This is a genomic window from Candidatus Methylomirabilota bacterium (assembly GCA_036001065.1).
Lineage (GTDB): Bacteria > Methylomirabilota > Methylomirabilia > Rokubacteriales > CSP1-6 > MNEF01.
Genome location: DASYUQ010000199.1, coordinates 1 through 11,423, shown reverse-complemented (window position 1 = coordinate 11,423; position 11,423 = coordinate 1). Strand labels below are relative to the sequence as shown.

Genomic DNA, 11,423 nt, shown 5'->3' with positions numbered 1-11,423 from the left:
TCAGGTGGACTCCTCTCTGCAGACGAGTAGCGGAGGCCGAGGCCTGGAGGGAGAGCGCGGCCATGCGGCCACCTCCGCCGGTCACCCTAGTGCCGTTCCAACTATTCGCGCCTAGGAAGGCACCGTGTACGTCGTTCGTGGACAGATTTAGTATCAACAAGTTGGAACGGCACTAGCCGATCCCGGACCCGGGCGGCAAGCCTGGGAGCGGCCGCCCTCGGCGGCGGTCACGACGCCGCCGCGCCCGCGCGGTCGAGCTCGTCTCGGACGGCGGCGACGGCGCGCTCGACGGCGGCCACGTCGGAGGCGCGCCACTCGCGGGGCCCCCCGTTGTGGTGCACCGAGATCCAGCCGACGAGGCCGTCGTCCCGGACGATCGGCCCTAGCATCTGGGCTGTGGTCCCGTACACCTCGGTGAGCGCGGCCGGCGCCGGCGGCGTCGCGCCCCGGAGGTCGTTCTGGACGAGCAGGCGTCGCTCGCGGCCCATCCACACGACCGTCGGTGACGCGCGCTGGTTGATCGAGCGCTCGCCGCGCAGCGACTTCACCCCCGCCCCCCGCGCCTCGGCCACGACGTCGTCGACGTCGAAGCCCCGCTCCGCCACGTCGAGCCGGAGGGTCACGCGGGAGGCCGCCACCTCCTCCCACAGGGCGGCGACGAGCTCCTCGAGCCTCGCGACCACGTCCGCCGTCGATCTCATGGGTGCTCGGGCCTTTCCGGATGTGGGGTACAGTAGCGCCATGCTGCCCATCATCCTCGTCACCGGCGCCAGCGGGTTCATCGGACATCGGGTGGCCGCCGGCCTCCACGCGGACGGGCGGCCGGTCATCGGTCTCGACCGGCGGCCGCCGCCGCCGGGGGGCGCGCCCTTCGCCTTTCACGAGGCCGACGTCAACGACGTGCACCGCCTCCACGCGGCGGTGAGGGGACGGGAGCTGGACGCGATCGTCCACTGCGGGGGCCTCTCCGGGCTCATGGTCGGGCGCGACAACCCGTTCATGATCTGCGAGACCAACGTCCGCGGCACCGCCCACGTCCTCGAGCTGGCCCGGCAGCTCCGGCCCCGACGGATCGTCTTCTGCTCGTCCATCTCGGCCTACGGCGAGACGCCGCCGGACGCCGTGGTGACCGAGGAGATGCCGCTCCGGCCGACGACGGTCTACGGCGCCTCCAAGGCGGCCGGGGAGGCGATCCTCGGCGCCTACACGGCCGAGCACGGGGTCGACGCCGTCGCCCTCCGCATCACCCACGTCTATGGTCCCGGGCGGGAGACCGAATGCTTCATCCGCCAGTTGCTGGAGGCCGCGGCCGCCCGGCGCCCCACCCGGCTGCCCCACTCGTGGCGTTCGCGGCGGCAGTACGTCCACGTGACCGACGTGGTGGACGCGATCGGGCTCGCGCTCGCCGCCGACGCCCTGCCCCGGCGGGCCTACAACGTCGGCCCGGGCCGCCAGCACACGCTGGGCGAGGTGGCCGAGACCGTGAAGCGGGTGGTGGGGCCGGTCGACGTCGACTTCGACGACGCCCGGGAGCCGTCCGAGTACCGGTGCGGCCTCCTCGACGTCAGCGCCGCCGCCCGCGACCTCGGCTACCGGCCGAAGGTCGAGCTGGAGGCGGGCATCGCCGCCTACGCCGCCGCCCTGCGCTAGCTCAGTCGGCGGGGGCCTCGACGGCCCCCTCCGAGGCCTCCCCCCAGGAAGGGATTGCGCCGGCGGAGCCGGCGCGCGAAACGGCGAGCAGTGGCCGCAGTGAGCCCGCGCAATTCGCCGACAGACCGCTAGGGCAGGACCCATCCACCGTCCACGACGATCGTCTGCCCGGTGATGTAGGCCGCCGCATCCGAGGCCAGGAAGACGGCCACGTTGGCGATGTCCTCCGGCTGCCCGTAACGGCCGAGGGGGATGCGCTCGAGGTGCCTCGCGTACTCGACCGGATCCGAGAGCAGGTGCCGGTTGCTCTTCGTGAGCGTGCGACCGGGGGCGATCGCGTTCACCCGCACCCCCGAGCGTCCCCATTCGAGGGCCGCCGTCTTGACGAGCTGGGAGATGGCGGCCTTGGCGGCCGCGTAGACCGCGCGGAACTCCGCCCCGTTGTAGACGAGCTGCGAGCTGGTGTGGAGGATGACGCCCGCCCTGCGCCGCACCATGGCCTCGCCGACGAGCCGGGTGAGGGCGATGGGCCCCACCAGATCGACGTCGACGATCCGCCGGAGGTCGGGCCAGGTGAGGTCGAGGAAGGGCTCGTAGAGCAGGATCCCGGCGTTGTTGAGGAGCACGTCGACGGGGCCGACCGCGCGCACCAGGCCCTCGATGGAGGCGAGGTCCGCCTGGTCGAAGTGGTGCCACTCGGCCGGAGGGCCCAGCTTGCCGGCCAGCGCCTGGAGCCCCTCGCGGTCGACGTCGGCGAGGACCACGGTGGCGCCCACGCCCGCGAAGGCCCGGGCCATGCCGGCCCCGATCCCGCTCGCCGCCCCTGTCACGCAGACGCGACGCCCCGTGAAGTCGAAGTGGTCGGCGTAGCTCATCCGGCGACACCGAGCGGTCCGCGGGCCCGGCACGCCACCGTCAGTAGCCGAAGAGCCGCGGGAGGAACGTGACCAGCGGTGGGAACAGCATGCAGAGGAAGAGCCCGGCGTAGGTCACGAGGATGAACGGCCAGATGTTGACGATGAGCCGGGAGAGGGGCAGGTCCCAGAGGGCCGCGACGACGAACAGGAGGATGCCGACCGGCGGCGTCAGCGAGCCCAGCGTGATGTTGATGATGAAGAGGAAGCCGAAGTAGATCGGGTCGAGCCCGTAGGTGAGGGCGACCGGCGCCAGGAGCGGCACCAGCATGATGTAGGCCGCGTTCGACTCCAGGAACATGCCGACCACGATCAGCATCACCATCACGAGGAAGGTGAAGCCCAGCGGGCTGGACGTCAGGCCCTGGAGCGTCTCCGTGATCCGCTGGGGGAGGAGCTCGGCGGTGAAGAGGTAGGTCACCATCGAGGCGAAGCCGATGAGCGCCCCCACCACCGCGGTGACGATGGCGGCGTTCAGGAGCGCCTTGGGCAGGTCGCGCAGCTTGAGCTTCCGGGTGATGAAGAAGCCGACGACGATCGCGTAGACGACGGAGATGGCGGCTCCCTCGGTGGCGGTGAAGGCGCCCACGATGATCCCCCCGATGACCACCACCGGCATCATGAGGACGATGAAGGAGCGGCGGACCTCGTGCCCGAGGCGCCGGAGCGAGAACGGCTCGCCGGCCAGCGGGTACCCCCGCCGGTAGGCGAACCAGCTGCAGAGGGCCATGAGGGCGAGGGCGATGATGGCGCCGGGAATGAACCCGGCCAGGAAGAGGCCGGCCACCGAGACGTCGCCCGCCATCACGGCGTAGACGATCACGGCGGCGCTGGGCGGGATGATGGGGCCGAGGGTCGAGGCGGAGGCCACGATGGTGGCCGCGAACTCGCGGCCGTAGGCCTTGGTGAGGGGGGGGCCCAGCATCCCGGCGAGGGCGGCGGCGTCCCCCACCGCCGTCCCCGTCATCATCGACACGATCATCTCGGCCATGATGGTCACGTGGGCGAGGCCGCCGCGGATCCGGCCCACCACCGCGTTGGCGAGGTCGAACAGCCGCTCCATGATGCCGGCCCGGAGCATCAGCTCGCCGCCGAGCGTGAAGAGGGGGATGGCCATGAGCGGGAAGGAGTCGATGGCGTGGACGAGCTTCCCGGGGAGCTGGAGGAGCGGCGTCCCCACCGTCAGCACGCCCACCACCGAGGCGATGCCGAGGACGAACGAGAGCGGCATGCCGAGGAGCGCGAGCAGGAAGAAGGTGGCGGTGACCGCGGTGATCACGGCGCGCTCTCGACCCGCGGCGGCGGCCCCCCCCGGTGGAGCCACCGCACCAGGTGGAGCACGCTGTGAACGGCGGCGATGAAGAGGGCGACGTAGAAGAAGCCGACGCTCAGGTCGAGCCCCGGGAGCCGCTGGTCCCACGTCGCATGGGCCAGCACCACCGCGTAGTAGGCGACCAGGAGCATCAGGGCCGCCATGAGGACGGCGTTGGCCCGGTAGATGAGCCGCCGCGGCCGGAGGCCCAGGAGCTCGACCACCATGTCGACCCCCACGTGGGCGTTGCGGGCGAGGGCGAGGGGGATGGCGAGGAGGACGGTCACGATGAAGCAGAGGCGGGGGACGTCCCAGCCCCAGTCCAGCGACTCGTTCAGGACGTAGCGGAAGAACACCTGGACCGTGACGACGACGGTGAGGATGGCCATGGCCGCCATCACGATCCAGGACGAGACGGTGTCGACCGCGGACAGGGTGCGGTCGTAGAGGGCTAGCACCCGGTCAGGCGGCTCAGCTGCATTCCTTGACGGCCTTCACCGCCAGGTCGACCGCCTTGCTCCCGATCCGCTCCCGGATCCTGTCCCAGACGGGGCGGACGGCCTCGCGGAACTTGCCCAGCTCCTCCTTCGACAGTTCGTCGTATTTCATGCCGCCCTTGACCAGCTTGCCGAGGGCCTCGTTGTTCTCGCGCTCGGCCAGCGCCCGCTGGTACGACACCGCCGTGAACATGGCCTCCCGGACGGCCTTCTGCTGGTCCGGTTTCAAGGCGTCGAAGGTCGGCTTGTGCATGAAGTAGGCGACCCAGTCGTAGAAGTGGCCGCTGTTCGAGAGGTACTTCTGGACCTCGTGGAACTTGCGCACCCACATGTTGTCGTACGGGTTCTCCTGCCCGTCGACCACGCCCTGCTGGAGCGCCTGGTAGAGCTCCTTGATGTCGATGGGGGTCGGGTTGGCCCCGACCGCGCGGAAGGCGAGGGAGAAGATCTCGCCGGAGGGCGTCCGGATCTTCAGGCCCTTGAGGTCGTCCACCTTCTTGATCGGCCGCTTGTTGTTGGTGATGTGGCGGAACCCGTTCGAGCCCCACCCCAGCACCAGGACGCCCTTCTCGGACGCCCGCTCGGCCAGGAAGGTGCCCAGCTCGGAGTCGATCTGGCAGAACGCCTGGCTGGCCGTGCTCGCCGCAAAGGGCAGGGTGGCTGCGTTGAACTCGGGGACGAGCCGGTCGTAGAAGCTCGGCCCCGCCCACGACATGTGGATCTGGCCGGTGCGGACCTGGTCGACCTGCTCGAAGGCCCCCCCGAGCACGTTCCCGGGGAACAGCTCGACGGCGACCGCGCCCTTCGTCAGTCTCGCGACCTCCGACTTGAAGACTTCCATCGCGATGCTGCCGGTGTGGCCGGCGGGGAAGGAGCCGCTCGCCCGCAGCTTGAGCTGCTGGGCGGAGGCGTCGGGGCCGGCCACCAGCAGCACGGCGAGGCCGAGGACGGCGGCGAACGATCGGGCGACGGCACTCTTCATGGTCGACCCCTCCTGGGAAGTGGTGCACGTATAAATCACCCCGTCGCCTCCTGTCAATGACGGCGGCGGAGGCGGCCGGCGGTTGACACGCCGCAGACTTCGGTGCTACCTACGCGCAGCATGGCCAAGCAGATCCTCTGCGCGTTCGGCGTCGACGTCGATGCGGTGGCCGGCTGGCTCGGCTCCTACGGGGGCGACGACTCGGTGGCCGACATCTCCCGGGGGCTCTTCGCGGGCGAGATCGGGACGCCGCGCCTGCTCACCCTCTTCGACCGCCTCGGGATCAAGACGACCTGGTTCATCCCCGGCCACTCCATCGAGACCTTCCCGGCCGAGATGCGGATGGTGGCCGAGGCCGGCCACGAGGTCGGTCTCCACGGCTACAGCCACGAGAACCCGAGCGCCATGAGCCCCGAGCAGGAGGCGGCCGTGCTCGACCGGACGATCGAGCTGGTGGGCGCCCTGTCGGGCCGGGCCCCGCGCGGGTACGTCGCCCCCTGGTGGGAGTTCAGCCCGGTCACGGCCGACCTCCTCACCGCGCGCGGGATCCGCTACGACCACAGCCTCATGCACCACGACTTCCAGCCCTATTACGTCCGGGTGGGGGACCGCTGGACCAACGTCGACTACTCGAAGCCCGCCGCCGCCTGGATGCATCCCCTCGTCCGCGGCCGTCCGACCGCCCTCATCGAGATCCCCGCCAGCTGGTACCTCGACGACCTGCCCCCCATGATGTTCATCAAGAAGGCGCCGAACAGCCACGGCTTCGTGAACCCCCGCCACCTCGAGGAGCTGTGGCGGGACCAGTTCGACTGGGTGTACCGCGAGCACGACGAGGCCGTCTTCACCATGTCCATCCATCCCGACGTTTGCGGCCGGCCCCAGGCGCTGCTGATGCTGGAGCGGCTCCACCGGCACATGGTGGGCCACGCCGGGGTGCGGTTCGTCACCTTCGAGGCGATCGCCGAGGACTTCGCGCGGCGCCATCCGCGCCCCTCGCGTGTAGCTACAGCCTAGACCCCCTTAGCCGGCGCCCAGCAAGAGCTTGGCCGCAATCGGCACCACCTGTGGCCATGACTTTCTCCTGGTCCGAGGCCGCGGGCGGCGCGCGGAGCGCTACGTGAGCGCCGATTTCACCCGGTCGGGCGTCAGCGGCAAGTCGCGGATCCGCCGGCCCGTGGCGTTGGCGAACGCGTTGGCGATGGCGGCGGCGGCAGGACCCTGGGAGCCCTCGCCCACGCCGAGAAAGCGTTCGTTCGGCTGGTTCAGCAGCACCACCTCGACGGCCGGGACCTCGTTGAACGTCAGGATCGGGTAATCGGCCCAGCTGCGCGTCGTGACGCGGGTGCGATCGAAGCGCAGCTCCTCCTTCAGCGTCCAGCTCGTCGACTGCACGATGCCGCCTTCGATCTGGTTGATCACGCCTTCGGGATTGACGATCTGGCCCGCGTCGACCGCCGACACCGCCCGGGCCACGCGCACCTGCCCGGTCCGCCGGTTGACGACGACGTCGGCCATGACCGCGCAGTAGCATGCGAGGTTCTTGTACCTGGCGAAGGCGACGCCGCGGCCGCGCGAGCCGTCGCCCTTCCGGCCCGGCGACCAGCCCGCCTTCTGCGCCGCGGCCTCGAGGACCGCGCGCGCCCGGGGATCCCGCAGGTGACGCAGACGGAACTCGACCGGGTCGGCGTCCGCCGCCAGGGCCAGCTCGTCCATGAACGACTCGAGCGCGAACACGTTGGCGTACCCGCCCAGCGTGCGGAGCGCCGAGGTGCGCAGCGGCATCTCGGGCAGGTAGTGCTTGACGATCCTCCGGCTGGGGAACTCGTACAGCGGAATCGCGTTCCGATCCGCGCCGCCGGCCGGCTGGGGGACGTCTGCGGGGAAGGGGGGCTGCTTGGGGGTCGCCAGGTGCCAGGCGGCGACCAGATTAACGCCGTCGCGGCCGCCGGGGCGCGTGGTGTGCGGGTGGCTCCACACCTCGTGCACCCAATCGACGATGGCGCCTTGCCCGTCGAGCGCGCCCGAGAGCTTCATCAGCATCGCCGAGCCGAACGGCTCCCACATGAACTCGTCCTCGCGCATCCACTGCAGCTTCACCGGCCGGCCGTTGGCGGCGCGGGCCACCAGCGCCGCATCGAGGACGACGTCGTCGGCGCCGTTGTGGCCGTAGCAGCCGGCGCCCTCCCGATGGATGCAGGTGATCTGCTTGGGATCCATGTCGAGCGCCCGCGCGAGGTCGCCGCGCAGCGGGAACACGCCCTGGCTGTGGGTCCACACGGTGAGCTGGCCGTCCCGCATCTGGGCGACCGCGCAGGAGGGGCCGAGCGAAGCGTGGCATTGATAGGGCCGCGTGTAGGTCGCCTCCAGGCGCTTGACCGCGGTCGCCGCCGCCGGCGACGTCTTCTCGCTCACCACCTGGTCCCGCGCCGTCATGTGCCGTCGCATGTGCTCGAAGAGCGCCGCGCCGGCGGGCGGCAGGTCCTGGGCTTCCTTCCACCGGGCGCGCTTGCGGAGCTCCTGCATCGCCTTGACGGCTTGCTCCTCGCGCTCGGCGGCGACGGCGAGGAAGCTGCCATCGCGCACGATGGCGACGACGCCGGGCATCGCGCGCACCGGGGCCTCGTCGAGGGCGACGAGCTGGGCGCGCGGCGACGGCGGGCGCACGACCCGGGCGAAGACCATGCCGGGCAGGCGCAGGTCGTGCACGTAGGCCGGACCCCCGGTGCATTTCGGCGCCAGGTCGCGGCGGACGACGCTCCGGCCCACCCACTTGTGCTCGGACGGGAGCTTGGGCTTCGCCTTCGCGGTGGCCTCGCGCTTGAACGTGCTCTCGGTGGTGAGCTCCCAGTAGGTCGCGGTCGCGCCGTTGGGGCCGGTGACCCGGCCGTCGCTGACGCGGAGCTCGCTCGCCGGCGTCTTGAGCCGGTCGGCCGCCAGGCCGAGGAGGATGTCGCGCGCTTCGGCGCACGCGAAGCGGATGGCCGTGCCGCTGTGCTCCATGGAGAGGCTGCCGGCGGTAAACCCCTCGTTCGGGGTGCGCGATGTGTCGCCGGTCACCATCTCGATGCGCGGGTAGTCGACATCGAGCTCGTCGGCCGCGATCTGGGCCAGCGCGGTGGCGATGCCCTGACCGAGCTCGATCTTCCCGGTGAACACGGTCACCGTGCCGTTCGGATTGACGCGCAGCCAGGCGTCGAGCAGGCGATTGGCGTTGAGGCTCCCGGGCAACGGGGCGGGCTTGGCGTCCTGGGCCAGCGCGGTGAGCGACGGCGCCAGCGTGAAGCCGACGACGAGGGCGCCCGTGGTCTCGAGGAACTCGCGACGGGATTGGCGCATGATGGCGTTCATCCGGCCATCTCCTTCGCCGCGCGCTGCACGGCGCGCACGATGCGGTTGTGGGCGCCGCAGCGGCAGAGGTTACCGTTCAGGGCGTCCTTGATCTGCGCCTCGGTCGGGCGCGGCGTGCGGTCGAGCAGGGCCCTGGCGGCCATGAGCATGCCGTTGCCGCAGAAGCCACACTGGAGGGCCTGCTCCTCGATGAAGGCGCGCTGGAGCGCATGCAGCCGGTCCAGCGCGCCGAGCCCCTCGAGCGTGGTGATGCGACCCTGGGCTGCGGCGGAAAGGGGCAGCACGCACGAGCGCTGCGGCTTGCCGTCGACGAGGACCGTGCAGGCGCCGCACTGGGCGAGGCCGCAGCCGAACTTCGCGCCGTTCAGCTCGAGATCGTTGCGCAGGACGTAGAGCAGCGGGGTGTCAGGCTCCGCGGTGACCGAGTGCGTCGTGCCGTTGACCCTGAGCGTCACGGTGGAGGGCATGACCATCCTCCTTCGGTAGCGGGCGGGCTGACGGCCTGCACGCGCCGCAGCCCGGACAGGTCGTGGCCGTACTTGTAGGAGGGTGGCGGACGGAAGTCAAGGGGGCCAGCCGGGCTGCGCGGGGGGTGGTCACTGTCCGTCCTGGTCAACGCGGCGGGTCCCCGAGATCCACGTGTCCCGCGAAGAGCGACGAGAACGTGCTGATCATGACCGCGACTCTCCTCCCCGCTGAGGCCCCTGGCGGAGACCGGCCGCGCGGAGCCGCGGGAAGACGACGTCGCGGAACGCGCGGACCTCCGGCTCGGGTCCGACGAACGTCTGGAACGGCATCAGGTAGAGATTCCGCACGCCGAGCTTGGTCAACTCGACGATCCGGCCGGCACAGTCCTCGGGCGTCCCGATGAGGCCGAGCGCCTCGCAGAGCTGAGCGACGACGTCGTCCGGCACGAACGAGGTCGCCGCGATGGCCGCCTCCCAGTCGTGGGCATGCGAGAGATCGGGATAGATTTTCCACACCGCGTCCGGGATCTCGAGCTTCGGGACGCGGAGCCCGGCGGGCTCGAGCCAGTGGCCACCCCAGCGCAGGATCCCCCAGTGGACGGCGATCGGACGCGCCATTCGGCGGGCCTCCTCGGTGGTGCTGGCCGTCCCCGTCCGCACGGCCCAGACGATCTCGAGGTCCTCCAGGCGGCGCCCGGCCCGCCGGGCGCCGCGCTCGAAATGCGCGAGGGCCCTCTCCACGATGCCCGGGTTGAACCCCACCAGCAGGAGCACGCCGTCGGCGACCTCGCCGGCGACCTCGATGGCCTGTGGTCCCGACGCCGCCATCAGCACCGGGATGGGTCGCCCCGAGGCGTAGGCCAGCCGCCCGGGGGTGCCGTTGAAATCCACGGCGTCGCCGGCGAGCAGCGCCTTCACCGTGGCGATGCAGGTGCGCATCTCGGCCAGCGTGGCCGGCGCGCGCCCGATGGTGCTCGCGGAGGTGTAGCCGGTGCCGATGACGAACTTCACGCGGCCCGGGGCGAGCTCCTCGACGGTCTGGATCCCGCCGGCCAGCACCGACGCGTGCCGTGTGAAGGGATTCGTGACCGCGGGGAACAGCGCCAGCCGGGACGTGTGGGTGGCCACCTGTCCGAGGGTGACGAACGTATCGCGGCACAGCAGCTGGCTGTCGAGGATCCCGATGCCGTCGAAGCCGGCGGCTTCGATGCGCTGGACGAGCGCCATCAGCTCGGCCATCGGGGCGGTCCCGGGGACCCGCAGGTGAACACGAACGGGCGCGGTCATGGCGGGCTCCTCAGCTCTCCCAAGGGCTGGCCTGAGGACGCTTCTCCTGAGGGAGCCCTCGCCACGCGGTTGACCGTAACCGAGCCCGGGCCGCTCAGCAAGCGAAACCCGGATCAACCGGCGCCGGGACGCCAGGAGATCCGGGAGGCCGCCTTCTCGTACACCCTTTTCCGGTGCAGGATCGTCAAGATCCAGACCTCTCTGGCCACGACCTTGAACACGACGCGGTAGTCCCCGGCTCGAAGTTTCCAGTAGCCCTTGAGAGAGCCCCGGAGTGGGACTCCATACTGCCACGGCGCGGTGGTGAGCCGGGACTCGAGGGCGCGTGCGACCCGGGCTTGGAGATTGCGCGGTATTCCAGGAACATCCTCCTCGGCCACCGCCGGGTGGTAGCGGAGGAGGTAGGCCACTCAGCGCCTCCGGCGCTTCCTGACGGCCTTCCAGACCTCGCGATGGGACAGGCTTCGGGACCGATCAAAGGTCCTCTCCCGTGACTCCGCCAGACTCGCCAGCACGAGATCTTCGTGGCTCTCCAGCGCCTCTCGCAGCAGATCACGCGCCTTGACGGACAGCGACGTGCCGTCCCGCCGCGCCAAGCGGGCCAGCGTCACGTACACAGGCCGCTCGAGGACCACGTTGACTCTGGGGTTCTTGGCAGGCATGACGAGCGACAGTGTAGCACAAGTGCCGCACCGTGAGGGGCCGCTCGTTCAGCGCGCCACGCGGCGGCTCCCGGCGCGGTTGTCCCAGATCACGAGATAGCGCTCGAAAAGGTCGGGCGGCTCCATGATGTGCATGTCGGAGTCGCGCGTCAAGCCCGGGTCCTAGTGCCGTTCCAACTTGTTGGTACTAAATCTGGCCAGGAACGACGCGAGGCGGTTGCGCAAGAAGCGTTTACCCTTCCCCGTCTTCAAGAACCGTTCCCGGCGAAACGCATCATCGCCACTCAGGCAGGCCTCGTAG

12 protein-coding genes are annotated in these 11,423 nt (G+C 70.7%); 2 read left to right on the top strand and 10 right to left on the bottom strand.

Annotation, left to right across the window (positions count from 1 at the left end; all coding sequences use genetic code 11):
- Positions 1-227: 227 nt before the first annotated feature.
- On the bottom strand, positions 228-701 hold the full coding sequence (locus VGV13_19140; protein ID HEV8643204.1) for a GAF domain-containing protein: 474 nt from the start codon (positions 699-701) through the stop codon (positions 228-230).
- 40 nt (positions 702-741) lie between these two features.
- Here VGV13_19140 and VGV13_19135 point away from each other — a divergent pair, with 40 nt between their 5' ends.
- A complete protein-coding gene (locus tag VGV13_19135; GenBank protein HEV8643203.1) occupies positions 742-1,650 on the top strand; it encodes an NAD(P)-dependent oxidoreductase in 909 nt (302 codons plus the stop codon).
- A gap of 128 nt (positions 1,651-1,778) precedes the next feature.
- On the opposite strand, the gene VGV13_19130 is transcribed toward VGV13_19135, so the two are convergent.
- Genes VGV13_19130 through VGV13_19115 form a run of 4 tightly spaced genes read right to left on the bottom strand, consistent with a single transcriptional unit; the run spans position 1,779 to position 5,355 of the window.
- Positions 1,779-2,525 carry an SDR family oxidoreductase gene (locus tag VGV13_19130; GenBank protein ID HEV8643202.1) on the bottom strand — a complete coding sequence of 249 codons (747 nt, stop codon included), beginning with the start codon at positions 2,523-2,525 and terminating at the stop codon, positions 1,779-1,781.
- A gap of 40 nt (positions 2,526-2,565) precedes the next feature.
- Positions 2,566-3,843: a TRAP transporter large permease gene (locus VGV13_19125; GenBank protein ID HEV8643201.1), complete on the bottom strand. Its 1,278-nt coding sequence runs from the start codon at positions 3,841-3,843 to the stop codon at positions 2,566-2,568.
- Positions 3,840-4,334 (bottom strand): TRAP transporter small permease subunit, encoded by a 495-nt coding sequence (locus VGV13_19120; GenBank protein ID HEV8643200.1) that lies wholly within the window; start codon positions 4,332-4,334, stop codon positions 3,840-3,842. Before VGV13_19120 ends, VGV13_19125 begins: the two co-directional genes overlap by 4 nt.
- A gap of 13 nt (positions 4,335-4,347) precedes the next feature.
- Positions 4,348-5,355 (bottom strand): TRAP transporter substrate-binding protein, encoded by a 1,008-nt coding sequence (locus tag VGV13_19115; GenBank protein ID HEV8643199.1) that lies wholly within the window; start codon positions 5,353-5,355, stop codon positions 4,348-4,350.
- A gap of 120 nt (positions 5,356-5,475) precedes the next feature.
- Between VGV13_19115 and VGV13_19110 the strand changes: the two genes are divergently transcribed.
- Positions 5,476-6,372 carry a polysaccharide deacetylase gene (locus VGV13_19110; GenBank protein ID HEV8643198.1) on the top strand — a complete coding sequence of 299 codons (897 nt, stop codon included), beginning with the start codon at positions 5,476-5,478 and terminating at the stop codon, positions 6,370-6,372.
- 99 nt (positions 6,373-6,471) lie between these two features.
- Here the strand turns inward: VGV13_19110 and VGV13_19105 are convergent, their stop codons facing one another.
- From VGV13_19105 to VGV13_19085, 5 genes are all read right to left on the bottom strand, one after another.
- Entirely contained in the window at positions 6,472-8,706 is a 2,235-nt protein-coding gene (locus VGV13_19105; protein ID HEV8643197.1) for a molybdopterin cofactor-binding domain-containing protein, read from the bottom strand.
- Positions 8,703-9,173 carry a (2Fe-2S)-binding protein gene (locus tag VGV13_19100; protein ID HEV8643196.1) on the bottom strand — a complete coding sequence of 157 codons (471 nt, stop codon included), beginning with the start codon at positions 9,171-9,173 and terminating at the stop codon, positions 8,703-8,705. The genes VGV13_19105 and VGV13_19100 overlap by 4 nt, the downstream gene beginning before the upstream one ends.
- Before the next feature lie 204 nt (positions 9,174-9,377).
- Positions 9,378-10,460 (bottom strand): LLM class flavin-dependent oxidoreductase, encoded by a 1,083-nt coding sequence (locus VGV13_19095; GenBank protein HEV8643195.1) that lies wholly within the window; start codon positions 10,458-10,460, stop codon positions 9,378-9,380.
- A gap of 113 nt (positions 10,461-10,573) precedes the next feature.
- Positions 10,574-10,870, bottom strand: coding sequence for a type II toxin-antitoxin system RelE/ParE family toxin (locus tag VGV13_19090; protein ID HEV8643194.1), 297 nt, complete (start codon positions 10,868-10,870; stop codon positions 10,574-10,576).
- Complete coding sequence (locus VGV13_19085; GenBank protein HEV8643193.1) at positions 10,871-11,122, bottom strand: antitoxin, RHH family protein; 252 nt, start codon at positions 11,120-11,122, stop codon at positions 10,871-10,873. It lies immediately after the preceding gene.
- Positions 11,123-11,423: the final 301 nt, after the last annotated feature.